The following is a 24,483-nucleotide window of genomic DNA, read 5'->3' as shown; positions in this document are numbered from 1 at the left end:
GTAAACACGACTAGAGCCTGCAGCCTTTTCGTTCCAGCTTTATGATCGAAAGGCAGCAAGCCCTAAAAGATTTTTGTCAATCTAATGCGTTTTCCCTGCACTAAAAAAGACTTCTATATTCTTCAATATTATATAACAGGCGTCAGATTGCGTCAAGAAAACTCGTAAAATCATTCAAAAATCCAAAATATAAAAAGTCAGAGTGGCTATTTTTCCGTATTTTTTTCTGCTGCCCTTGTATATGAAGCTTTTTGCATATATAATGTAAGTATCTATTGTATTTTGGAGGGGTTATTATGAATTATATTGAGATGATAGTCTTTATCGTCTATTTAATCTTTATGCTATCCATTGGCGTCTGGTTTTTCTTTAAAGACCGCAACGGCGGCGAAAAAACCTATTTCTTAGGCGGTCGTCAAATGGGGCCGTGGGTAACGGCTCTTTCCGCAGGCGCCTCCGATATGAGCGCCTGGGTGCTCATGGGCCTGCCCACCTCTATCTATGCCTTGGGCATGGGTCAAATCTGGATTGGCGTTGGCCTGCTCATCGGCTACACCCTGAGCTGGATTTATGAAGCGCCGCGTCTGCGCCGCTTTTCCATCGTGGCCAACGATTCCATCACCGTGCCCCAATATCTCACCAACCGCTTTTTATCTAAGTCCAATCTGCTGCAGGTAGTCTGCGCCATAGTTTTTCTGGTAGCCTACACCATTTACGCTGCTTCCAGCATTAAAGCCTGCGGTACGCTGTTCAATACCGTTATCGGCATGGATTCTTCCATTGCAATGTATCTGGCAGCCTTCATTATCATCAGCTACACCTTCTTGGGCGGCTTTTCAGCCGTCTGCTGGACCGACTTTTACCAGGGATTGCTGATTTTGGGCTCGCTGCTCATTGCGCCTATCTTTGCCGCGTCTCTGGTCGACGCCTCCGCCGTATCCCACATTCCGACGGAATACTGGAATCCCACCGCTAAATGGACGGACATCGTTTCCGGTCTGGGTTGGGGCTTGGGTTATTTTGGCATGCCTCACATCATTATTCGCTTTATGTCCCTAGGCTCGCAGAAGGAAATGAAAAAATCCGCTATTATCGGTATTTCCTGGACTGCGCTGATTCTTTTCTTCGCTACCATGGTCGGCGTTGTCGGCCGTATGTATTTAGGCATGGACGAAGAAATCAATAAGAATTCCTTAGTTTTCATCGCCATGGTGCGCAGCATCTTCCCGGCGCTGATTTCCGGCGTGCTGCTTTCCGCCGTACTGGCGGCATCTATGAGTAGCGCCGACAGCCAGCTGCTGGCCGCGGCCTCCTCCTTTGCCAGCGACGTGTACAAGCCCGTACTGCGTAAGAATAAGGCTACGGACAAGGAAATGCTGTGGGCCGGACGCTTTGTCGTTCTCGGTATCGCTTTCATCGCCCTGCTTATCGCCTCCAACCCTAACGCCGGTTCCATCATGGCGCTGGTTTCCAACGCCTGGGGCGTATTCGGCGCAGCCTTCGGCCCCGCAATTTTGCTGAGCCTGTTCTGGAAGCGCTTCACCTTCCACGGCGCTGTAGCAGGCATCGTAGTCGGCGCTCTCGTGGATATAGCTTGGCTGATACTGTTTTCCTCTACCGGCATTTATGAAATCATTCCCGGTTTCGTCGGCGGCCTGGTTGCGGCAGCGCTTGTCTCTCTGCTCGGCCAAGAGCCCAGCAAAGAGGTTGCCGCACTTTACGACAACGCCGAAAATTATAAGGAAGATTAAGTCTGGCCTTCATAAAAAAATCACTTGCGCATTGCGCCGCTATGTGATACAATCATTTAGTGTTAATATCTAACGATGATGACAATAATGTTCTATAGTAAAGTGAGGTGTAAAGAATGAAAGAAAAGATTCATCCGAAATACGGTGAAGTTACTGCAACCTGTGCCTGCGGCGCCAGCTTTGTAACCGGCAGCACTAAAAAAGAGATTCGCGTGGATGTTTGCTCTAAATGCCATCCATTCTTCACTGGTCAACAACGTAACGTTGCTGCTCGCGGTCGTATTGAAAAATTCAACAAACGCTACAACAAAGAACAATAATCTTTATACTTACAGCAGAGTTACGTTTAACCGTCGCTCTGCTGTATTTATTTTCCTGAAAAATAGGGAGCAAATTCACTATGAGCACGAAAGATTGCTGTAAAAAGCCCAATGTAGGCGGACAGGCCGTTATCGAGGGCGTGATGATGCGCGGCACGGACAAGGTAGCCGTGGCAGTGCGCCAGCCCAACGGCGAAATCGTTGTGGACGTAAATCCTGTCAACAGCCTGCGCGATAAATATCCGATTTTGAAAAAACCGCTGCTGCGCGGCGTTATTGCTTTATTTGAATCATTGTACGACGGTATGAAGGCCTTGGCCTATTCCGCTCAGGTGTCCGGCGACGAGGACGAGCAGCTGACTGGCAAGGAAATGGCTATTACCATCGCTACTTCTGTGGCTTTGGCTATCGGTCTGTTCATCGTCATTCCCACATGGTCCATGCGTTTTCTGCATGCGCTGACCGACGACCCCATGCTGCTTAATCTTGCGGAGGGCGTGCTGCGCATGGTTATCTTTTTAAGCTATATTGCTGGCATTTCCTCGATGAAGGATATTCAGCGCGTATTCCAGTACCACGGTGCGGAGCATAAAACCATCTACACCTATGAAGCCGGTCTGCCGCTGGTGGTGGAAAATGTGCGCCCCTTCAGCACGCTGCACCCTCGCTGCGGCACTAATTTTTTGATGATTGTTATGCTGATCAGCATGTTCATCTTCACCTTCCTAGGCTGGCCCAGCCTGCTGGAGCGCATTGCTTCCCGCATTGTGCTGATGCCGGTGATTGCCGGCGTCAGCTATGAGCTTATCCGCTTCGCCGGAGCCCATGCGGATAACCGTTTGGTTCACATGGCTATTATGCCGGGGCTGCTACTGCAAAAGCTGACGACGCGCCAGCCGGACGACAGCCAGATCGAAGTAGCAATCGCATCGCTTAAAGCTGTGCTGCCTCCTGAAGAAATAATAGAGCAGGAGGCGCGATAATCGCTTTATGCTTCGTTGTTGGCTCCCGGCTGCGCTCGCCAGCCGCCTCGCCTAAAGGCGATTCTTACGCCTCCAAACAGAATATACAAAATTCCCCACACTAAGATATTTTTAATGTAGGAGATAGGATTCAATGTTAGATAAGTTACAGTCGATCGAAGATAGATACCTAGATTTAGAAGCCAAAATCAGCGATCCCGACGTCATCGCCGACCAAACCAACTGGCAAAAAGCAACTAAAGCTCACGCCAAGCTGGAGCCCATCGTCACCGCTTACCGCGAGTACCGCGCTATGTGCCAGTCACGCGACGAAGCAGAGGAAATTCTCAAGGCCAACGAAGACGACGAACTCACAGAAATGGCTAAAGACGAGCTGAAGGAGCTTAAGCCGCAGCTGGAGGAATACGAGCAGCGCCTGACAATCCTGCTGCTGCCCTCCGACCCCAACGACGAAAAAAATGTTATCGTAGAAATTCGCGGCGGCGCAGGCGGCGAGGAAGCGGCGTTGTTCGCAGGCGTCTTGTTCCGTATGTACCTGCGCTATGCCGAAACCCGCGGCTGGCACGTTGAGGTTATGGATTCCAGCCCTACGGAGCTGGGCGGCTTTAAGGAAGTCGTTTTCCAAATCAACGGCGACAGCGTTTACAGCCGTATGAAATTTGAAAGCGGCGTACACCGCGTACAGCGCGTTCCCGAAACCGAATCCCAGGGCCGCGTACACACCTCCACCGTTACGGTAGCCGTGCTGCCCGAAGCCGAGGAAGTGGACGTGGAAATTAACCCCGCAGACCTGCGCATTGATACTTATCGCGCAGGCGGCGCAGGCGGCCAATACGTAAACAAAACGGAATCCGCCGTGCGTATGACTCACATTCCTACCGGTATCGTGGCTCAATGTCAGGATGAAAAATCCCAGCTGAAAAACCGTGAGAAATGCCTGCGGGTTCTGCGCGCCCGCATTTTGGAAAAGGCTCAGGAGGAACAGCGCGCCGCCACCGCCGAGGACCGCAAAAGCCAGGTTGGCACAGGCGACCGTTCGGAGCGCATCCGCACTTACAATTATCCCCAGGGGCGCGTCACCGACCATCGCATCGGCCTAACGCTACACAAATTGGACGCCATCGTCAACGGCGATTTAGACGAACTGCTGGACGCGCTCATCACAGCCAAGCAGAGCGAGCAATTACGACAGGTGAAATAAAATGAGCAAGTCTGAAACTGTTTGGACGATCATGAAAATTATAAACTGGACGAAGCAGTACTTCGAAGCTAAAGGCGTGGAAAACCCACGTCTGGATGCCGAGGTACTGCTTTGTGCTGTCTTAAAGTGCCAGCGCATCACCCTCTATGTGGATTTTGAGCGTCCTTTGAACGAGGACGAGCTATCCACCTACCGACAATATGTGCAGCGGCGGGGCAATTTTGAACCGCTGGCCTACATTCTGGGCGAAAAAAACTTTATGCGCAACAGCTTTAAGGTTACGCCCGCCACCCTCGTTCCGCGCCCGGAAACCGAGCTGCTGGTGGAAAGCGTCGTCAAAGCCGCCAATATCCTGCGTCCCGACGGCGACGCCAAGCTTTTGGATATCGGCACTGGCAGCGGCGCGATCATCGTATCGCTGCTGGACTATCTGCCCCGGGCCAAGGGCGTGGGCGTGGATATCAGCGTGGACGCGCTCATCGTAGCCAGGGAAAACGCCGGCCGCATCGGCGTCAGCGACCGCATCGGCTTTGTGCGCAGCGACGTTTTCAGCAAACTGCCCTTAGAAAAAAAATTCGACATTATCGTGTCCAACCCGCCCTACATTCCTGCAGCCGACATTGCCAGGCTGGACAAGGACGTGCAGCAGGAGCCTCGCAGCGCGCTGGACGGCGGCGCCGACGGTTTGGATTTTTACCGGCGCATTGTTCGGGAAGCCCCCGCTCATTTAGCGGACGAAGGACTGCTGGCCTTCGAGGTCGGCATCAATCAGGCGCAGGCGGTACAGAAGCTTTGTCTGGACGCAGGCTTTGCCCAAACCGCCGTCCGCCGCGATTACGCCGGAATCGAGCGCATGGTTTTTGCCGTCAAAGCCAAAGCGCAGCCCCAGGAAGGAGACGAAAAAAAATATGCAGACCTTTTACTGGAAATTACAAAAGAGCTCTGATAATCAGGAAATAAATACCCGCGCCGCACGGCTGATTAAACAGGGCGAAGTCGTAGCCTTTCCCACGGAAACAGTCTACGGTCTGGGCGCGGACGGACTGAACCCAACGGCAGTGGCAAAAATTTTCGCCGCTAAGGGACGCCCCAACGACAATCCCTTGATTCTGCACATCGCCCGTCAGGAGGATATTTTGCCGCTGACCACGGGGCTCAACGCCAACGCCCGCAAGCTCATGGAAAAATTCTGGCCCGGCCCGTTGACCTTAATCGTAGAAAAAGCCGCTGTCGTGCCCGACGCCGTCAGCGCCGGGCTGCCCACGGTAGCAGTGCGCTTTCCTTCCAATAAATTAGCGCAGGATTTTATTAAAGCCTGCGGCTGCCCCATCGCCGCTCCTTCGGCCAATATCAGCGGCAGGCCCAGCCCCACCAACGCCCAGGATGTGCTGGAGGATATGCAGGGCAAGGTTGCGGCTGTGCTGGACGGCGGCAGCTGCGGCATCGGCTTGGAATCCACCGTAGTGGATACTACCTCGCCCGTCCCCACCATCTGCCGGCCGGGCGGCGTAACCTACGAAATGCTGACGGAAGCCTTAGGCGCAGTAGAAATTGATCCGGCTTTGCAGGGCGATAAAAACTTTAAGCCCAAAGCCCCCGGCATGAAATACCGTCACTACGCGCCGAAAGAACCGGTCTATTTGCTGGAAGGCGAAGCCGTCGGCCTGCTTCCCCAGCTGACGGCCCGGGCGCTGGCCGCCGGGCTCAAGGTAGGCGTGCTATGCGGCGCGGAGCTGGCGCAAAAAATCCCCGCCCACGACAAGCTGCTTTTATCCAGCTGGGGCGACAGCCTAGAACGGCTGGCAGGCGACTTATTCTACCTGCTGCGCGACTTCGACCGCACCCGCCCCGACGTGATTTTAGCAGCCGGAGTCAGCGAGGAAGGCTTGGGCCTGGCGATTATGAACCGTTTGCGCAAAGCGGCCGGTTATCAAATTGTGACGCTGGAAAATGGCGCGCTGCATCTAAAAAACGATAAACATTTGCCGGAATTTATGATACAATAAAATCAAGAAATAGCTACCCGCCGCTACGTGCGGCGTGGAGCGTATTACGGAGGGATGCGTTATGAAAATTGCAATCGCCTGCGACCACGGCGGCTTTCATCTCAAGGAGCATATCAAAAAATATTTGCAGGACAAGGGCATCGAGGTTGTAGACCACGGCACCTACGGCGAAGAGTCCGTAGATTATCCTGACTTCGCCGCTAAGCTGTGCCAGGACATTACCAGCGGCGCCAGCGGAGCCGAACGCGGTATTTTAATCTGCGGCACCGGCATCGGTATTTCCATCGCCGCCAATAAATGCCACGGCATCCGCGCAGCTTTATGCGCCGACGTTTTTTCCGCTAAAATGAGCCGCGAGCATAATAACGCCAACGTGCTGTGCATGGGCGAACGCACCACAGGCGTGGGTCTGGCCGAAATGATTACCGACACCTGGCTGACCACGGAATTTGCCGGCGGCCGTCACCAGCGCCGCGTGGACAAAATCATGGCCTTAGAAAAATAAAATCAGCAAAGCGCAGCGCATACCTGAAAGCGATATGCTATACTGCTTTACCAAAACGCTGCTTAGGAGATAAATGGTTATGGAAATTGACGCATTAACGCAGAATATCGTACAAGAGCTCACTGCCGCGGCAGAGGAGCTTATTGCCGCCGCCCAAACGCGCCCCGGTCAAATTTTTGTACTGGGCTGCAGCACCAGCGAAGTGTTGGGACAAAAAATTGGCACCGGCGGCAGCAGCCAAATTGCCGTAGCCATGTTTAAAGCCCTCAAGGCCGTGTGCGACGCCCACGGCTTGCGCTTAGCCGTACAGTGCTGCGAGCATTTGAACCGTTCCCTGGTAGTCGACCGCCCCACGGCAGAACGCTATAACCTCAGCGAGGTTACAGTACGTCCCATGCCGCACGCCGGCGGAGCTATGGGTACGGCAGCTTATGAAAATTTTGCCGATCCGGTGATGGTTGAAGCCGTCGCCGCCCATTTGGGATTGGATATTGGTCAGACGCTTATCGGTATGCACCTGAAACGGGTGGCCGTACCGGTACGTTTGCAATATAAAAAAATTGGCGAAGCGGTACTGACTGCCGCCAAAACAAGACCGCCCTTAGTAGGCGGCCCCAGAGCCTGCTATCCTGACAACCGCCGCTGATTGTGCGGCTGCAGGCATAAGCAGCAAAAAGGCTCATCTGTTTTATTTTTAGGAGGGACTTAAACATTATGAATCTCGAAAAGCTTGCCGTAGTCGACCCGGAGCTGGACGGTATTATCCATGAGGAGCTGAACCGCCAGCGCAACAAAATTGAACTCATCGCCTCGGAAAACTTCGTTACTCCCGCAGTAATGGAGGCTATGGGCACCATTCTGACCAACAAATATGCCGAGGGCTACCCCGGTCACCGCTATTACGGCGGCTGCGAATATGTAGATAAGGTAGAAACCCTGGCCATTGAACGTGCGAAAAAGCTTTTTGGCGCAAAATTCGCCAACGTGCAGCCCCATTGCGGCGCCAGCACCAATATGACCATTTACTTCGCCTTCCTCAAACCAGGCGACACCATGATGGGTATGGACCTGTCCCAGGGCGGCCATTTATCCCATGGCTCCCCGGTAAATATTTCCGGCAGCTATTATAATGTAGTTCATTACGGCGTAGACCCGGAAAGCGAGCTTATCGATTACGACAACATCGATAAATTGGCTAAGGAGCATCATCCCAAGCTTATCGTTGCCGGCGCCAGCGCTTACCCGCGCATCATCGACTTCAAGCGCATTGCTGATATCGCTCACGCCAACGGCGCTTTGCTGCTGGTAGATATGGCGCATATCGCCGGCCTGGTAGCCGCAGGACTGCATCCGTCCCCGGTTCCCTACGCAGACTTCGTTACCACCACCACCCACAAAACTCTGCGCGGACCTCGCGGCGGCATTATCCTGACCAATAATGAAGAGTATGCGAAAAAAATCAATAAGGCAGTTTTCCCCGGCTTGCAGGGCGGCCCGCTGATGCACATTATCGCCGCCAAAGCCGTAGCCTTTGGCGAAGCGCTGAAGCCTGAATTTAAGGAATACCAGGAAAATATTATTAAAAACGCCAAGGCTTTCGCCGAGGGCTTAAAAGCCGAAGGCTTCCGTCTGGTTTCCGGCGGCACCGACAACCATTTGATTCTGGTGGACGTGCGCAATAAAAACCTCACCGGCAAGGAGGCAGAGCATCTGCTGGACGCCATCGGCATTACCTGCAACAAGAACACCATTCCCTTTGACCCGGCCAGCCCCTTTGTCACCAGTGGCATTCGTTTGGGCACGCCCGCAGCCACGACCCGCGGCTTTAAAGAAGAAGATTTCAAGGAAGTGGCCGCCATCATGGGTCTGGTGCTCAACGACCCACAGAACGCAGCAAAGCAGGCGGAAGCTGCGCGCCGCGTAGCCGCCCTGTGCGCTAAATATCCCATGTATCCCAATATCAAATAACCGGTAATTTATTGTAAGAGAGGTATTATTTTATGCAGATCACAGTTGTAAACCACCCGCTTTTGCAGGCTAAAATGACCGTCCTGCGCGATATCAACACCGATTGCGCCACCTTTCGCCGCACCATCGGCGAGGTAGCGATGCTGCTGACCTTTGAAGCCGCTCATAATATTCCCATGGACGACTGCCGCGTAACCACGCCCCTGTGCGAAACCAGCGGCAAAAAAATCCACGGCACCGTCAACCTGATTCCCATTCTGCGCGCCGGGCTGGGCTTTATGGAGGGTGTGCTCACCGTGCTGCCGGAGGCCAACGTGGGGCATATCGGCATGAGCCGCAACGAAACCACCTTGCAGCCTATGGAATATTACTGCAAGCTGCCCAAGGATTTAGACGCTTACACCATCGTGGTCGATCCGATGCTGGCAACGGGCGGCAGCGCTGTAGCTGCTGTGGACCAGCTAAAAAAGCGCGGTCTGAAAAATATCTGCTTTATGTGCTTAGTCGCCGCCCCCGAAGGCGTGGAGCGCTTGAACGCCGCTCATCCCGACGTGAAAATCTACGCCGCCGCGCTGGACGATCATCTCAACGAACACGGCTACATCGTTCCCGGTTTGGGCGACGCAGGCGACCGCATCTTTGGTACCGTATAATGGAACAGCAAAAAAGGCCCGACTGGGATGAGTATTTCATGGAAATAGCGCAGGTAGTCAGCAAAAGATCTACCTGCCTGCGCCGCAGCGTGGGCGCGGTTATCGTTAAAAACAAGCAAATCGTCGCCACCGGCTATAACGGTACGCCCAAAAGCCTGCCTCATTGCGCCGTCGTCGGCTGCCTGCGGGAAAAGCTCAACGTGCCCTCAGGACAAATGCACGAGCTGTGCCGCGGTATTCACGCCGAGCAGAACGCAGTTGTGCAGGCCGCCTATCACGGCGTATCCGTCAACGGCGGCACGCTGTACTGCACCCATCAGCCCTGCGTAGTCTGCACCAAAATACTCATCAACGCCGGCATCAAACGTATCGTCTACGCCAATCCTTATCCCGATAAGCTGGCGGAGGATATGATGCAGGCTTCCGGCATCGAAATCGAATGCTGGCATAAATAGAAGATCCGAAAAATAAAAATGTTAGCGTAATTTGCCAAAAACGCATCGTTCCCCTTTCTGACAGCGGCTTGAACACCTACTGTTTTCAAGGAACGATGCGTTTTTATCTGCCCAAATTTAAGCTTTCGGCCTAAAGCGAAAACGCCGCTTTCCAGCGACGTTTTCCTCACAACTATTTATTTAAAGGCAGCTGCACATAGGTCACGCCCGCTGCATAACAATCCAGCTCATAGGGTTGGTACATTAAATATACATGCCCGTCCTCACCGATGACGTAATTCTCGCTGACTTGAAAATTCTCAATGTCATTTAAAAACGGAGCGGTGCTGGTAGTCAGCAAATCTGAACAGAAAACCTTATAGCTGCCGTCGGCAATCCCCCGCTTCAGCTGCGCCGCGTCCACCGCCTTGGCAAAATGCGTGTAGGGCAGCGCCTCGCCCGTAGCCTTATCGTAAACCAAGCCCTTGGTATAATACATACCGTGGGCGCCGCCGGTATAATTGTAGCTGGTAAAGGTCAGTACTACATACTGGTCAGTTTCCTGTACCACCTTGTAAATTGTAGCCACAGATTGATATACCGGGTCCTTCAACAGACTGCGGGTATCCTTCACCATCTGTTTAATTTCCTTATTAACCTTCTTCGCCGCCCTACCGTTTTCAAAAGTAAAAACAGGATAGGTCAGCTGATAACGGTCGCCCGTCAGCGTTTTTTCCTGCACTGCGGCAAACCCCGTAGCCGTAACGGTCAGACAAAGCGCCAAGGGCAGCAAAAATTTTTTCAACACAATTAATCGCCTCCTCATCTGGGTTTGAAATTTCTATAATCATAGTATAAAATAATATAGTATAAGTAAAGCAACTTTTACGTGTCTTTAGAGAATTTTTTGTGAAGCGAGATGAAAAACAAATGTTAGGTACTATCGTCAACGTCGGCTGCATCCTGACCGGTTCCATCGTCGGCAGCTTTGTCAGCCGCGGCATAAAAGAAAATTACAAAACGGCGCTTTTCGACGGTCTGGGTCTGGCCACCGTCGGCCTAGGCGTCAACGCTTTCGTCGGCAATATACCTAAGGTAACGTACCCTGTGCTTTTTATCGCCAGCATTGCCATCGGCACCATCATCGGCACTTATTTGGATATTGACGGCTATTTCCATAAGCTGCTGGAAAAGGCTAAAGGCGGCTCGCGCCTGGCCGAAGGCCTGTCCACCGCTATTCTGCTGTTCTGCATCGGCACGCTGTCCATTTTAGGGCCCATCGAAAGCCGCCTGAACGGCAATAACACCTATCTTTTCACCAACGCGACGCTGGACTTCGTATCCTCTATCATTCTTTCCTCCGCTTATGGCATCGGCATCGCGATAGCGGCGCTGGTACTATTCTGCTGGCAGGGCAGTATCTATCTTTTCGCCGGTTTTATCGCGCCCTATATGACTCCGGCTCTGATGGGAGAAATTTCCGTTTTGGGCGGCATTTTCCTTATGAGCTCCGGCCTGGGGATTTTGCAGATTCGCGACTGCAAAACGCTGAATATGCTGCCCTCGCTTCTGGTGCCGCCGGTTTTTTATGGGCTGATGCATTTACTGTTCGGCGTCTAGGACTTTATTGCAACGAAAAACACCTCTGGTCGTAAGGCCAGAGGTGTTTAGTTACCCTCATATTATTCAAAAATGCACATTACAGTCAAAGCAAACAAAAATACTAAGCTAACACCTATTGCGCTGAACATAGTACTTCACCTCCACGCATAATGCATTTTCTTTATTTGCAGCAGCCCTTTCAAGCTATCTGCTTTTTTATCTATCCATATTATACCACAGTTTTGTATTTTGTATACAGTATGCGGAAATTTTTTTCATAAATTTTTTTGCTCCGGCATATTTAAAATAGTAGCCGCGCCACAGCAAAATGCTTGCCAGCCATACCATTTTAGTATATAATAGAAAAGTACAAAATAAGCTGATTTGTTTTGTACTCAACTTTATACGCGGGTATAGTTCAGTGGTAGAACAATAGCTTCCCAAGCTATGTGTCGCGAGTTCGAGTCTCGTTACCCGCTCCAAAGAAATCCAGCCCGGCAAGCATTTGCCGGGTGTTTCTTTTTCCCTGCCACAAAAAGCTATTATTTGATGGGCACAACAAGAAGCAAACGACAAAACTGCTCTTGGCTAGTGCATAAGCCAATTTCAAATTTTTCTATCACTTGCGCTAATATATACTATTATTCATTCTAATTTGCCCGCCGCGAATTTTTTGTATAAAATATTAAGATAAGAGAGGAAAAGATGAATGGAAGGTGTTATATTTTTTGTATAAGGTGGTACTAAATTATGTTATTACGCCAAATGAAATACTTTTTAGCTGTGGCCGACTGTAAAAGCTTTAGCGAAGCTGCGGAGCAATGTTTTATTTCGCAATCCGCAATTTCCCAGCAGGTCAAAGCCTTGGAGGACGAACTGGGCACGGAGCTCATTTTGCGCAGCAACCGCCGTTTCGCCCTTACGCCAGCTGGAGAATTTTTTTATCAGAAGGCTAAAGCCATCGTCCAAGAAACAGAAAACCTTAAAAACAATTTATATCAGCTGGAGCGCCGGCAAGAGTCAAGGCTAAGGATTGGCTGCCGCAGTAATTACAATGTAGCGATTATGTCCCACGTTTTAAAAACCTTACTGCCAGAAAATCAGGATATTGCCATCAATATCACTTACGGAGAACACGACGCGCTGATGAACAAATTGCTGGCAGGAGAGCTGGACATAGCTATTAACGATCTACGCAGCGAAGACGAGCTAAAAAAATTTTGCTGCCATCACATTGAATCGGTAAACTGTCTTGTCGCCATCTCTTTACAAAATACTCTCGTCCCCCCCTCTTGTACTAACTTTATTGAAGTAACTTCTATCAAAAATATGCCCTGCATCTTAATCGCCGATAGAGATTCGTTAGAGCAGGAAAAATTATTTTACCGCCGGATTCTTAATTTTAACGGCAGCTTTTTAATAGCCAAGGACATCCCTTCGGCCTTAGCCATGATTATCAATAACGAAGGCTTTATGCCCATCACCAGCAACGGCGGTATTTGCAACTTTCTCGGCAAATTTACGCGTTTGACGCAGCTTTACAATAACGGCGCGCCAATTCGCTTTGAATATTACGCCTTTTGGAATAAAAATGCCGATATGAAATTATTAAAGCCGATCATGCAAAAGTTTGGCGACGCTTATCGCGACGTACTGACAGGCAAGCCCGACGCCGAGCAACCATAAATCCATATCGCGCCGCTAATCCCGGAAAAATTCAAGCTGCAGCCCGCCGCTTAAATTATTCCGGGATTTCGCTTTTATAATTCATATTACGCTTATCCATTAGTTGCGCTAATTTCAGCATAAGCAACCGGAATTGTTAAAAACTTAGCAATAAATTATAATGGAGACATAGTAAAGAGGCGGTAAAGCGAAGGATTTACCTCAGGGGTGGGGTTTATAAACTTTAGCGGCGAGTAGCCTTTTTATTATCGAAGGGTTTGAACGTCCTAACAAACCCTTCGCCGTGTAGCGTTATAAACGCCCGCGCGGCGGCGAAAGTTTGGCGAAACAGGATGAGGAAACAAGGCAACTCAGACAAGCTTTCGGCAAGCCCAGCTTCCCTAAGGCGCTTATAAAATATATTTCCTAAGGGAGGAAAACAAAATGAAAAAATCTTTAGTACTGGCTATGGCAATGGCATTGGGCGTAACCGCATCCGCTTACGCTGCAAATCCGTTCTCCGACGTTCCGGCCGGCCACTGGGCTTACGACAGCGTTAACAAGCTGGCTGCAGCAGGCGTTATCGACGGCTATGCCGACGGCGCTTTCGGCGGCGACAAGCTGATGACCCGTTATGAAATGGCGCAAATCGTTGCTAAGGCAATGGCCAAAGGCGCCAACGTAGACAAGCTGGCTGCAGAATTTGCCGACGAGCTGGACACCTTGGGCGTACGCGTAGCTAATTTGGAAAAGAAAGCCGACAACGTAAAAATTACCGGTGAGTTCCGTCTGCGTTATTGGGGCTACGATAACGAAGTAGACACCGGTAAAAGTATGGATAAAGATGCAACCAAACTGCGTTCCCGTATCTGGATTAACGGCCAAGTAAACGACAACTGGACCTACACTGGTATGATCGAAAATATCCAAGATCTTCACAACGACAACGGCGACGAAGATACTAAATTCCAACGCGCTTACGTAAACGGTAGAATCGGCGGCGTTAAGGTGCAGGCAGGTCGTTACCATTTCTCCGACTTCTACGACGCTATGATTTACGATGACCGTATGGACGGCGTACAACTGTCCTACGGCAAGGATATCAACCTGACCGTCGGCTACGGCAAAGGCTCCGATACCAGTAAAACCGATAAATGGGAAAATAACTGCGAAGATATGTACTACGCGCAATTAGGCGCTAAGATCGGCGTATGGGACGCTAAGGTCGGCTACTACAAATTTGAAGACCAAGGTAGCTTAGAAGATGATAACGAACTGTGGGGCGTAGGCTTTGTCGTACCGGTTGTCAAGGATTTGAAATTGGACGGCACCTATCTGATGTCCGATTACGACAAGAACGATTGCGACGACGACGGTTTTATGGTCGGCTTAAAATATCGGGGCGCTAAAGCTTCTCAAGTCAACAGCTGGGGCGTATGGGCTAAGTACTACGATATGGCAGTCGGCACTTATGTAGCTCCTACTTTCGAAGCTGATTATGATTTCGGTCTGGATTCCGAAGGTTTCGAAGGCTATGGCATCGGCGTTGATTACACCGTAGCTAAGAACATCGTTGCTGCAGTTAAATGGTACGATCTGGAAGGTAAAGAAGGCAGCAAGGATAACCAAACCATTTACGGCCAACTGAACTTCACTTTCTAAGATTGACTTGCATAAGTTAATAAAAAAACAGGACGGCTTATGCTGTCCTGTTTTTTATAAAATAGCTGAAAGCAACGGAGGTTAGTTATGAAAAAAATTATCCGCTGCCTGCTGCTCGCAGTAATGGCAATCCTGTTATCCGTGCCCGCCTTTAGCGCCACCGAAGCGGCGAGCGTCGCTTTACTCCCGCTCATCAATAACGTGCAGGGCGACGACTTAGCCGGGCAAATTTATTTTAAAGAAGCGCTAAACGTGATAAATTCCAAAAAAGGCTTCGTGCTGGAGGACAACGATAAGCTGAACGCCGCTATCGAAGCCGCAAGCATTAGCAAGAACGTTCCCAACGAAGCGGCCTTAGCCAAAATCGCCAGGGACGGCGACGTGGATATCGTCATCGCCATGCAGCTGGACGCTTTAGATTACGAAGCGGTGCGCACCAGCGAAGAAGATAAATTGAAAATGGATATTCAAGGCTACGCCGTAGCGTATAACCGCATTAACGGCGCTTACTATAAACACCGGATTTATAACGCCGACCTCATCCCCGAAGTGTTTTCCAGCCGTTGGGATTTGGTACACGAAGAATGGGGCAAAGCCGTGCGCGTAGAAGCAGACCGCTGCCTGCGTGCTAAATAAGCAAATTATCTTTTATTTCGATAAGCGTTCTCCAGACGCTAAATTTTCACTCTTCTTTTTCATCACCCAACATCCTTTTAAGCAAAAACTCCCGCCTTGCGCTACCCGCGCGGCGGGAGTTTTTGCGGTTCTCCAACAAATGTTGGGGTTGTTAACTTTTTTATATATAAGAAGTTAGCAGCCCCCCTTATTTTCTTATCTCTGACAAAGTTATTGACTTTTCTCTTTACAAAAATAAAAAGTGCGTTTTATAATCTAAGTTAAAAATAACTTATAGATAGGAGATTAAAAGTGAAAAAAGAATTTGTTGTTGGTCCTGTGACCGAAGAAAAAATTTGGAAAATTACTGATTGTAATAGTAAAAAAATTATAGGAACATATAAACTACAAAAGGAAGCTTTTGAACAAGCCAGAAAAAAAGCAAAAGAAAATCCAGATGGTGGAGAAATTTCCTTACAAGCAAGAAATGGCAAAATAAGATTAAAACATAGTTATGGAAAAGAAAATGATCCTAGAAATATTAAAGGATAATTACCATATAAATTTTATAGTATAACCTTTAATGACTTCTTTTTCATCATTAGTTATGCGAGCAATAACTTTATCCTTTTTATTTTTTCTATTTTTTACAATTAAGATTTCATAGAAAGGATCTAAGTCTAACACTTTTGGTTTGTCCATGTTGCGTTTTTTTATGAACATAAGTAAAGAATTCGATTCCTGAACCTTTCGAAATTCTGGACTCCGTAGCTAATGCGTTTCAAGACCTTTATCTTATTGTTGGTACCTTCGATAAAGCCATTGGAAAGGTTGCTACCAGCCATATTAGCGATTTCTTGTCGCCAGTCGGTAAAAGTCTGAATACAATGCTCAAATTCCGGTACTTTCAGGTAGTCGACATAACTCAGCCATGTAGCCAAAGCTTGCATGGCTTCTTCTTTTGTCTTGGATTCTATTACTTTGTAAAAATTCTCCTTTAAAATGTACGCATGTTCCAGCTCTTTCGAGGAGTTAAGCATACGGTTCAGGGTAGCTCTTTCTTCTTCATTAAGCTTGGCTTCTTTCTTGAGCAGTATTTTCTTACTCTTCTTGAACCATTTACGCTTAACAGCGCGAAACTCTTTCTGTATGCGCCGTCTGACCTTTTCCAGGCTATTGGTTACTATCCTCATAACGTGGAACTTGTCTGCTATTATTATAGCATTAGGGAACAAAGTATGCGCTATAGACCTGAATATCTTACTCAAATCCATAACAATTCCCTTAACATTATTTCGGTCTTCTTTCGTATACTGTAAGAAATGCTCTGAAAGGTCAGTTGTGTCCCGTGATGGCAGGATATCTATAACTTTTCGTTTAACGGGATCTGAAATATTACACTGAAATTTTTCACCTCCAGCATTCCCTTTAAACTCGTCTATGCTGAAGTATTCCGGTAGCTTTGGATGAGGATAAGCAATATGCGCAAACCATCTTGCTATACTGGTAGCTGACACTTTAAATCTTGCAGCTATAGCCGTAAAGGACTGGACGCTTTGAAATTCTTTATATACAAGCGTATAAAACCGGCTGCTGAAATGCCTATACCTTTGAATTAAAGGGTTTTCTTCCGTAAAGCTTTTATGACAATGGCTACAAAAATAACGGCGCTTTTTTAGATGGATAAAGACCGTATTCCCAAATATGTCGGCATCCTTAAATATTTGAGTCCTGTAATCTTTAATTTTGTTCGTAATACAGCCACAGTGAGGGCAACGATGAGCCTTTACGGGCATATCAATACAAGCCTCGAAATGGCTTTTGTTGTTTTCGTCTTGAATTTCTTGAAAACTTTTTAGAATAACCCCTTTAAAAAGAGGATTATTTTGGTTATAATTGTCTTGAAGCATAATATGAGCGCAGACTCCTTCCGTATTATATTAGTTTAGTCACCTTATATTTTACAGGATTTTGCGCTTTTATGCTTTATTTTTTTACAAAAAAGAACAAATCCTGGAATCTAGGTTTTGGACCTAAACCCCAAGATTTGTTAGAGAACCGTTTTTGCTTGGCACATAAATACTATTTTCTTAAAAGGCTTATTTATAAATATCGCCTCTGCTATCTATATCGAACACTAATATAATAAGTTCATTATTTTTAATCTGAAAAATTGCTCTGTACTTACCGATACGCAAACGATACAAATTATTCATGGAACTTTTCATCTTTTTTATATCGTAAGTACTAAAACTTGCTATATAATCTTTGGATAAATCGTCAAAAGCTTTCAAAAAACGTATGCCTACGGCTTTATTTTTTCTGATAAATTTTTCAGCAGGAGATTTATATTTAACCACGTAGCAATTCATTTATAGCTATCTCCTTGCCCTCATCATTGATATCAGTATCAGCTATCAATTGTTCCAGTTCTTTCTGTTCCTCTTCATCTACATAATCACAATGCGCATCTAAAAAAGCCTTCAGCCCCTGCTCTTCCTCTTTGCGGATGTACTCTATAGCTGCAATCCGTAGTACTTCGGAAAAGCTCTTGCCAACTTTTTTAGAATAATCCATAATAATACGATTTTCTTCCTCAGGAATAGTGATACTTTTACGTAATGCAATAGCTGTCATAATATCAATCCTTTCCATAGTGCATATAGTATATATTGTATGTATAGTATATACTTCAAAATTTAACTTGTCAATTGTTTAGCCAGCACACTGTCATTTTCGCTTCAACACAAAACAAACTCCCGCAACTGACAAAAGCCCTCAAGAAAAATCCTCGAGGGCTTAGCGTTTTATCCTTATACTTATTTACTCCACTGCCATATTCTATATCCCAGCCACATGCAGAAGGAGCCGCTGAAATCCAGCAACACATCGCTGACCTGACTGCTGCGGCCCATGCTGGACAGTTGAACATATTCGTCGATTACAGCCGTCAGCAGGCAAAGCAGCAACACATAACCGTTAGCCGTACGATTGCCAACATGAAAATACGCAAAAGTTTGACACCATAACCACGCCAATATGGCAAATTCGCAAAAATGCGCCAGCTTGCGTATGGTGTGCTCCACATTACCAGATAAATGCAGCTGCAGTACGTCGCTTGCAGAATAAACTACCTGCGCCGCCCAGCCGCTCAGCTTACCAGAAATCATCATGGGTTGGGCCGAATTAAAGAAGATCAAGCAGGTCATAGCCAAAGCCAATAACAACCAAAAATATTTCATAATTTGCCTTTAAACATTGCGGGTCAGGCAATCCATAACCATCATATTGCTGACTACGCCAATCCCTCCGGGCACGGGCGTAAATGCGGCGGCCTTATTGGCTACGGCAGGGTCGACGTCGCCTACCAGCTTGCCGTCCACAGCGTTAATGCCCACATCCACAATGACCACGCCCTCCTTAACCATTTCCGGCTTTACAAAGCAGGGCTTGCCCACAGCGGCCACAATAACGTCCGCCTGCTGCAGCAGCTCCGGCAGATTGCGCGTGCGTGAATGGCAAATAGTGACGGTAGCGTTCTTTTTCAACAGCAGCATAGCCACAGGCTTGCCTACTACATTGCTGCGGCCAATCACGATAACGCTTTTACCCTCCAGCTCAATACCGTAATGCTCCAGCGTCGCCATGCAGGCGCGAGGAGTGCAAGCCGCCCAAGGGCTGCGCCCCATAAAAACATTGCCTACGTTCTGCGGGTTCAGGCAGTCCACATCTTTATTCGGCGATACGGCCGCGCCCACATTTTCGCTGTTGATATGCTCAGGCATGGGCATCATGGGCAAAATGCCGGTCACATAACGATTGCGGTTCAGCTTTTTAATAACGCCGATCACGTATTCTTCTGTAGAATCCTGCGGCAGACGAATAACCTTAGCCGCGCCGCCCAGGCTTTCAATAAGCTTTACCAGCCTGTCCTTATAAACGTGGGACGCAGGATCGTCACCCACTACAATAATGGCAATGGTCACCAGCAGTCCGCGCTGCTTAGCGGCGGCAATCTTTGCGGCAACGCCCTGCCTGTAAGCGTCCGCCACAGGCTTACCCCTCATAATAATAGTTTCCATGCGTTTTTCACCTCAAATTATAGCTTAAAACAGGCCGCTGATAACGCCCTCGTCGCTGACGTCGATCTTTTCGGCGGCAGGAACCTTGGGCAGGCCTGGCATGGTCATAATATCGCCGGTCAAAACTACGACAAAGCCTGCGCCTGCGGCAATACGGCAGTTTTTAATGGTAATGGTAAAGCCGCTGGGACGTCCGAGCAGCGACGGGTCGTCGGAGAAGGAATACTGGGTCTTAGCCATGCAGACTGGCAGTTTGCCATAGCCCAGGCTTTCAAATTCCTGCAAAGCCTTGTCCGCTTCCTTGCTGTAGTTAACGCCGTCAGCACCGTAAATATCCTTAGCGATAGTTTCAATTTTAGCCTTCAAAGAAATATCCAGCTCGTAGATAGGCTTGAAGTCCGCCTTACCGCTTTCAGCCAGAGTGACTACCTCACGGGCCAGCTCTACGCCGCCTTCGCCGCCACGGGCGAAAACGTCGGACAGCGCTACATTAACGCCATGCTTGGCGCAATGCTCGCGTACTGCTTCCAGTTCTTCCGGCGTATCCTGGGCAAAAATATTGATAGCTACAACTGCTGGCACGCCAAATTTCTTGACGTTTTCGATATGCTTTTCCAGGTTGCACAAGCCCTTTTTGACAGCCTCTACATTAGGAGTCTTGAGTTCGGTTTTGGGCACGCCGCCGTGCATCTTCAAAGCGCGCACCGTAGCCACGATTACTGCGGCGTCCGGCTTGAGCCCGGCGTAACGGCACTTAATATCAAAGAATTTTTCCGCGCCCAAATCAGCGCCGAAGCCCGCTTCCGTAATAGTGTAATCGGCCAGCTTCATACAGGTTTTGGTTGCCATAACGCTATTGCAGCCATGAGCGATATTGGCGAAGGGGCCGCCGTGAATAATCGCCGGCACGTTCTCCAGCGTCTGTACCAAATTAGGCTTAACTGCGTCCTTGAGCAGCGCCGCCATAGCGCCGTGGGCCTTAATCTGCCCTGCGGTAACGGGGTTGCCGCTGTAATCATAGGCCACGATAATTTTGCTCAAGCGCTCTTTCAAATCGTGCAGGCTGCTGGCCAGGCACAAAATAGCCATGACCTCGGAGGCCACGGTAATATCAAAGCCATCCTGGCGCGGCACGCCGTGAGCCTTGCCGCCCAAGCCCACAACAATATTGCGCAGCTCGCGGTCGTTCATATCCACAACGCGCTTCCACACAATGCGGCGCGGGTCGATATTCAGCGCGTTGCCCTGCTGAATGTGATTATCCAGCATAGCGGCCAGCAGCATATGCGCGGAGGTAATGGCGTGAAAATCGCCGGTAAAGTGCAGGTTAATATCCTCCATAGGCACTACCTGAGAATAGCCGCCGCCGGCAGCGCCGCCCTTAACGCCCATGCAGGGGCCTAAAGAAGGCTCGCGCAGCGCAACGATAACCTTTTTGCCAATCTTGTGCAGGCCCTGGGCCAAGCCTACGGTAGTAGTGGACTTGCCCTCGCCCGCAGGCGTCGGCGTAATAGCGGTAACTAAAATCAGCTTACCGGCAGGCCTATCCTCTACGCGGCGGATAAGGTCCATGGACAGCTTGGCCTTATAACGGCCGTATAATTCAATATCGTCCTCGCTAATGCCCAGCTTGGCAGCCACATCAGTTATTTTTTGCATTTTCGCTTGTTGAGCAATTTCAATATCTGATAACATAATTTACCTCCTCCAAAGCAAATAGTCTGGGAAAACGGGTTATCTTGTAAAATTCTCCCCACAAAGCGCATTTTCCTGCTAGAAAAGGCGCTGCAGGGAGAAAATATTTTTTAATCATAGCTGCGCTATCTTTGTATTACACCAGCCGCCCAATGCCTACCTGAACCAAATCTCTACAGTAGCGCCCTCGCCGACCTCCGTACCCGGCTCAGGCCGCTGCTGATATGCGTGCCCGCTGCCATAGGGCTTCATGCGCAAACGGCCCTGCTGTAAAAGCTCGGCGGCTAAACGCATATCGATGCCGCTGAAGTCCGGCAGCTTAATCTTGCCGTCAGGCAAAAGCTGTATCTGCGGCGCAGGACGCTGCTTAGCAGTCTCCTTAGCGCCTACGGCGTTCATTTCTTCAAAAGACGGCAGGCCCTCGCTGCTGGCCGGCTGAATACCCTTGGCGACCAAAATCTGCTGCAAAGTATCGCGGAAAATAGGCGCGCTGACCTGGGAGCCATAAAAAGCGCCCTGCGGCGTATCCAACATAACCAGCATAGCGTACATAGGCTTATCCGCCGGCACAAAACCCACAAAGGAAGCTATGTACTGGCCCGCGGCATAGCCGCCGCCCTCGGCCAGCTTTTCGGCCGTACCGGTTTTGCCGGCAATGCGGTAGCCCTTAATAGCCGCCGGTTTGCCGCCGCCCTCGCTGACTACTTTTTCCATCATATCGCGCATCTGCCGGGCTACCTGCGGCGTAATGACGTTACGCACCACATGCTTCTGACCCTCGCTGATAACGGTTCCGTCGGGAGCGACGATTTTTTTCACAATATATGGCTGTAGCAGCTCGCCGCCGTTGGCAATAGCGCAAATCGCCCGCAACACCTGTATCGGCGTTACGGCCACGCCCTGACCGATAGCCATCGTCGCCACGTCCGGCTCGTACATCATTTTCGGGTCATACAAAATACCGTATTCCTCGCCCGGCAAATCGATGCCCGTAGGCGAGCCGAAGCCAAACTTTTTCGCATAGCTTATCAAACGGTCGGCCCCCAGCTGCATGCCCAGCTGCACCATACCGGTATTGATGGAAAATTTGATAATAGTAGCAAACGGCACCGGCCCCATACCTTCGCCGTCCCAGTTGTGAATTACGCGGTCGGCAATACGGATGCTGCCGTCGTCCTGAAAAATAGTATCCGGCGTAATAATGCCTTCCGTCAGGCCCATGCAGCCTACGATGGGCTTAAAGACCGAGCCCGGCTCGTAAATCATGGAAATGGCCTTATTATTCCAGGTATCGGGATTATATTTGCCAAAATTATTAGGGTCAAAGGTTGGCCTGCTGGCCATGCCCAATATTTCGCCGGTATAGGGGTCCATAATGATAGCGGCGGCTCCTCTGGCCTTAGTCCGGCTGATGGCGTCGTCCATGGCGTCCTCCAGCACGTACTGCATCTTGCTGTCCAATGTCAAATACACTGTCGGCAGCTGCTCCTTTGGCTTTTTCACAGTCTGCGCATCATCATTGAGCAAGCTGCCCAAAATCTGCTGCCCCGCCGCGTCCACCATCAGGGAATATTTGGTATCCTTTCCCTTCAATACGTCGTTCAGCTGGTATTCGATACCGCTCAAGCCAACGTCGTCCGTACCAATAAAGCCCAAAATCTGCGCTGCCGTCCGCTTTTTAGTGTAATAGCGCTTGCTTTCCTCCAAAAAGTGCAGCCCCGGCAGCTTATTATCCTTAATCAGCTTGCGCACCTGCTCCACTTCTTTAGGCTCCATAGTGCGCTTCAGCCATACGAAACGACCGCCGCCAGCAAATGTTTTATACAAGCCGTCAGCATCCATATGCAGCACCGGCGCCAGCAAATCGGCGCTGATGCGCCGCACGTCCCGCTGCGGCTTCTGCTTGGCGCTTTCAGGGCTGTCCACCATGCCCTCAGGGTCCGCATACAAGGAACCCGTCATAATGCTGACCGCCAGCTCCTCGCCGTCCCTGTCCACAATACGTCCGCGGGGGTGCTTCTGCACCAAATCCGCAGTCAACTGCAATTGGGACATCTGGCTTAAATCTCTGGCACGCACGATTTGCAGCCAGGCCAACCGCAGCGCTACGCCGACAAAAACGACCGTCAGCAGCAAGCACACAATACTGAAGCGCTTACGCCCATCGTATAAGGTAAACCTGCTCACGTCCGCCACCTCTCATTCCGCACCACGCGCAAGCCGTCGCGTCGTTCCTCCGGCGGCAAAGCGTCCGTCTCGGCCCGCCTGACCTCTTCGTCATAAACGGAAAGCAGCAGGCCAATGGCCGCCATGGACAGCATCATGGAGCTGCCGCCATAGCTGATGAAAATCAACGGCACGCCGATAACAGGTAAAATACCGCAAACCATCGCCATATTAGCCACCGCCTGGCCCACAATCAAAAAGGTAACGCCTCCGGCCAGTAAAAAGCCCTGCTTATCCCGCGTACTGCAGGTAATCGTACAAAAGGCGTAACCTAAAAGGCCGAACAGCAGCATTAAAAGCATAGCGCCAAAAAAGCCGTTTTCCTGGCAAAAAATAGCGAAAGCAAAATCCGTATGAGCCTCCGGCAGATAAAAGAACTTACCGGCGCCGTGCCCCCAATGCGTGCCTATCAAATTACCGCTGCCGATAGCCAGAAGCGACTGCACCATCTGATAGCCTGCGCCCGCCTGATCCAGCCAGGGGTCGAACCACACCTTAACGCGCTCCAGACGGTAAGGCGAAGCCAGCGTCGCTATCACCGCGCCCAACGAACCGCCGCCCAGCACCAGCAGCACCTGCCAGCCCGGTATTCCGGCAATCATATACACGCCAAACATCAAACCGCAGATAATAGCCGCCGTACCCAAATCCGGCTGCTTGTAAACCAAAGCCGCATAAGTAACAGTGGCAGCCAGCACCAAACGATGATCTCCGGGAGCCAAAAAGCTGACCCGCTCGCCTCGGCGCAGCATTCTGCCCAGATATTTAGCCGCCAGCATAATAATTATCAGCTTGGCAAATTCCGACGGCTGCACGGAAAACGGTCCCAAATACAACCAGCGGGACGCGCCCTTAGTAGATACGTCCAGCAAATCGACCACCAGCAGCATCACGAAAACCACCAGGAAAGCGCCCCACAGCAGGTATTTATGCAGCCAGATTTTATAGCCCACCCGCCGGACAATATTCATAGCCAGCAACCCCAAGCCGGCAAAAATAAAGTAACGCAATAAATAGTACCAACCGCTGCCAAACATGTCCTGCGCCATAACATAGCTGGCGCTGAACACATTGATGCCGCCAATGACCAATAAAATTGCCATCACCATATAAAT

26 protein-coding genes and 1 tRNA gene are annotated in these 24,483 nt (G+C 49.8%); 17 read left to right on the top strand and 10 right to left on the bottom strand.

Annotated features, from left to right (window positions below):
* Positions 1–296: 296 nt before the first annotated feature.
* The 11 genes from Q4E64_RS01170 (at position 297) to Q4E64_RS01120 (ending at position 9,842) form a co-directional block, all read left to right on the top strand.
* Positions 297–1,751, top strand: a complete 1,455-nt coding sequence (locus tag Q4E64_RS01170) for a sodium/proline symporter (protein WP_303165827.1) — start codon at positions 297–299, stop codon at positions 1,749–1,751.
* 116 nt (positions 1,752–1,867) lie between these two features.
* The gene (gene rpmE, locus Q4E64_RS01165) at positions 1,868–2,071 is read left to right on the top strand and encodes a 50S ribosomal protein L31 (protein ID WP_293728147.1); all 204 of its coding nucleotides are present in this window, start codon (positions 1,868–1,870) and stop codon (positions 2,069–2,071) included.
* Positions 2,072–2,151: 80 nt separating this feature from the next.
* Positions 2,152–3,054 carry a DUF1385 domain-containing protein gene (locus Q4E64_RS01160; protein WP_303165826.1) on the top strand — a complete coding sequence of 301 codons (903 nt, stop codon included), beginning with the start codon at positions 2,152–2,154 and terminating at the stop codon, positions 3,052–3,054.
* A gap of 133 nt (positions 3,055–3,187) precedes the next feature.
* Positions 3,188–4,255 carry a peptide chain release factor 1 gene (gene prfA, locus Q4E64_RS01155; protein WP_303165825.1) on the top strand — a complete coding sequence of 356 codons (1,068 nt, stop codon included), beginning with the start codon at positions 3,188–3,190 and terminating at the stop codon, positions 4,253–4,255.
* A 31-nt stretch (positions 4,256–4,286) separates the two neighbouring features.
* Complete coding sequence (prmC, locus tag Q4E64_RS01150; RefSeq protein WP_303165824.1) at positions 4,287–5,201, top strand: peptide chain release factor N(5)-glutamine methyltransferase; 915 nt, start codon at positions 4,287–4,289, stop codon at positions 5,199–5,201.
* Complete coding sequence (locus Q4E64_RS01145) at positions 5,164–6,261, top strand: L-threonylcarbamoyladenylate synthase (protein ID WP_303165823.1); 1,098 nt, start codon at positions 5,164–5,166, stop codon at positions 6,259–6,261. The genes prmC and Q4E64_RS01145 overlap by 38 nt, the downstream gene beginning before the upstream one ends.
* A 61-nt stretch (positions 6,262–6,322) precedes the next feature.
* A complete protein-coding gene (gene rpiB / locus Q4E64_RS01140; RefSeq protein ID WP_303165822.1) occupies positions 6,323–6,766 on the top strand; it encodes a ribose 5-phosphate isomerase B in 444 nt (147 codons plus the stop codon).
* A 79-nt stretch (positions 6,767–6,845) separates the two neighbouring features.
* Positions 6,846–7,412 carry a TIGR01440 family protein gene (locus Q4E64_RS01135; protein ID WP_303165821.1) on the top strand — a complete coding sequence of 189 codons (567 nt, stop codon included), beginning with the start codon at positions 6,846–6,848 and terminating at the stop codon, positions 7,410–7,412.
* A 68-nt stretch (positions 7,413–7,480) separates the two neighbouring features.
* Positions 7,481–8,734, top strand: coding sequence for a serine hydroxymethyltransferase (glyA, locus tag Q4E64_RS01130; RefSeq protein WP_303165820.1), 1,254 nt, complete (start codon positions 7,481–7,483; stop codon positions 8,732–8,734).
* 32 nt (positions 8,735–8,766) lie between these two features.
* Positions 8,767–9,387, top strand: a complete 621-nt coding sequence (gene upp / locus Q4E64_RS01125) for a uracil phosphoribosyltransferase (RefSeq protein ID WP_303165819.1) — start codon at positions 8,767–8,769, stop codon at positions 9,385–9,387.
* Positions 9,387–9,842 (top strand): cytidine/deoxycytidylate deaminase family protein, encoded by a 456-nt coding sequence (locus Q4E64_RS01120; protein WP_303165818.1) that lies wholly within the window; start codon positions 9,387–9,389, stop codon positions 9,840–9,842. The genes upp and Q4E64_RS01120 overlap by 1 nt, the downstream gene beginning before the upstream one ends.
* 172 nt (positions 9,843–10,014) lie before the next feature.
* Here the strand turns inward: Q4E64_RS01120 and Q4E64_RS01115 are convergent, their stop codons facing one another.
* Positions 10,015–10,629, bottom strand: coding sequence for a DUF4163 domain-containing protein (locus Q4E64_RS01115; RefSeq protein WP_303165817.1), 615 nt, complete (start codon positions 10,627–10,629; stop codon positions 10,015–10,017).
* 122 nt (positions 10,630–10,751) lie between these two features.
* Here Q4E64_RS01115 and Q4E64_RS01110 point away from each other — a divergent pair, with 122 nt between their 5' ends.
* The 6 genes from Q4E64_RS01110 to Q4E64_RS01085 all read left to right on the top strand — a co-directional run bounded on the left by Q4E64_RS01110 (position 10,752) and on the right by Q4E64_RS01085 (position 15,917).
* The gene (locus tag Q4E64_RS01110) at positions 10,752–11,441 is read left to right on the top strand and encodes a DUF554 domain-containing protein (RefSeq protein ID WP_368501468.1); all 690 of its coding nucleotides are present in this window, start codon (positions 10,752–10,754) and stop codon (positions 11,439–11,441) included.
* A gap of 389 nt (positions 11,442–11,830) precedes the next feature.
* Positions 11,831–11,905: transfer RNA gene (locus Q4E64_RS01105), tRNA-Gly, on the top strand.
* 268 nt (positions 11,906–12,173) lie between these two features.
* A complete protein-coding gene (locus Q4E64_RS01100; protein WP_303165815.1) occupies positions 12,174–13,109 on the top strand; it encodes a LysR family transcriptional regulator in 936 nt (311 codons plus the stop codon).
* 423 nt (positions 13,110–13,532) lie between these two features.
* Positions 13,533–14,750: an S-layer homology domain-containing protein gene (locus tag Q4E64_RS01095; protein WP_303165814.1), complete on the top strand. Its 1,218-nt coding sequence runs from the start codon at positions 13,533–13,535 to the stop codon at positions 14,748–14,750.
* A gap of 87 nt (positions 14,751–14,837) precedes the next feature.
* Positions 14,838–15,386, top strand: coding sequence for a hypothetical protein (locus Q4E64_RS01090; protein ID WP_303165813.1), 549 nt, complete (start codon positions 14,838–14,840; stop codon positions 15,384–15,386).
* Between the two features lie 291 nt (positions 15,387–15,677).
* Positions 15,678–15,917, top strand: coding sequence for a DUF2188 domain-containing protein (locus Q4E64_RS01085; protein WP_303165812.1), 240 nt, complete (start codon positions 15,678–15,680; stop codon positions 15,915–15,917).
* Here Q4E64_RS01085 and Q4E64_RS01080 read toward each other — a convergent pair whose 3' ends face one another.
* The 9 genes from Q4E64_RS01080 to Q4E64_RS01040 all read right to left on the bottom strand — a co-directional run bounded on the left by Q4E64_RS01080 (position 15,918) and on the right by Q4E64_RS01040 (position 24,477).
* Positions 15,918–16,052 (bottom strand): hypothetical protein, encoded by a 135-nt coding sequence (locus tag Q4E64_RS01080; RefSeq protein WP_303165811.1) that lies wholly within the window; start codon positions 16,050–16,052, stop codon positions 15,918–15,920. It lies immediately after the preceding gene.
* Positions 16,053–16,078: 26 nt separating this feature from the next.
* On the bottom strand, positions 16,079–17,275 hold the full coding sequence (locus tag Q4E64_RS01075) for an ISL3 family transposase (RefSeq protein WP_303165810.1): 1,197 nt from the start codon (positions 17,273–17,275) through the stop codon (positions 16,079–16,081).
* A gap of 189 nt (positions 17,276–17,464) precedes the next feature.
* Entirely contained in the window at positions 17,465–17,737 is a 273-nt protein-coding gene (locus tag Q4E64_RS01070; protein WP_303165809.1) for a type II toxin-antitoxin system RelE/ParE family toxin, read from the bottom strand.
* Positions 17,718–18,002, bottom strand: a complete 285-nt coding sequence (locus Q4E64_RS01065; protein WP_303165808.1) for a hypothetical protein — start codon at positions 18,000–18,002, stop codon at positions 17,718–17,720. The genes Q4E64_RS01070 and Q4E64_RS01065 overlap by 20 nt, the downstream gene beginning before the upstream one ends.
* A 182-nt stretch (positions 18,003–18,184) precedes the next feature.
* Complete coding sequence (locus tag Q4E64_RS01060) at positions 18,185–18,607, bottom strand: VanZ family protein (protein WP_303165807.1); 423 nt, start codon at positions 18,605–18,607, stop codon at positions 18,185–18,187.
* A gap of 9 nt (positions 18,608–18,616) precedes the next feature.
* Entirely contained in the window at positions 18,617–19,447 is an 831-nt protein-coding gene (locus Q4E64_RS01055) for a bifunctional 5,10-methylenetetrahydrofolate dehydrogenase/5,10-methenyltetrahydrofolate cyclohydrolase (RefSeq protein ID WP_303165806.1), read from the bottom strand.
* Between the two features lie 24 nt (positions 19,448–19,471).
* Positions 19,472–21,142 carry a formate--tetrahydrofolate ligase gene (locus Q4E64_RS01050; protein ID WP_303165805.1) on the bottom strand — a complete coding sequence of 557 codons (1,671 nt, stop codon included), beginning with the start codon at positions 21,140–21,142 and terminating at the stop codon, positions 19,472–19,474.
* Positions 21,143–21,298: 156 nt separating this feature from the next.
* A complete protein-coding gene (locus Q4E64_RS01045; protein ID WP_303165804.1) occupies positions 21,299–23,329 on the bottom strand; it encodes a penicillin-binding transpeptidase domain-containing protein in 2,031 nt (676 codons plus the stop codon).
* Positions 23,326–24,477 carry an FtsW/RodA/SpoVE family cell cycle protein gene (locus Q4E64_RS01040; RefSeq protein WP_303165845.1) on the bottom strand — a complete coding sequence of 384 codons (1,152 nt, stop codon included), beginning with the start codon at positions 24,475–24,477 and terminating at the stop codon, positions 23,326–23,328. The genes Q4E64_RS01045 and Q4E64_RS01040 overlap by 4 nt, the downstream gene beginning before the upstream one ends.
* Positions 24,478–24,483 lie beyond the last annotated feature (6 nt).

Source organism: Phascolarctobacterium sp. (assembly GCF_030531065.1).
Lineage (GTDB): Bacteria > Bacillota > Negativicutes > Acidaminococcales > Acidaminococcaceae > Phascolarctobacterium_A.
Note: the sequence above shows the minus strand (reverse complement) of the source record. Positions and strands in the feature narration are given on the sequence as shown.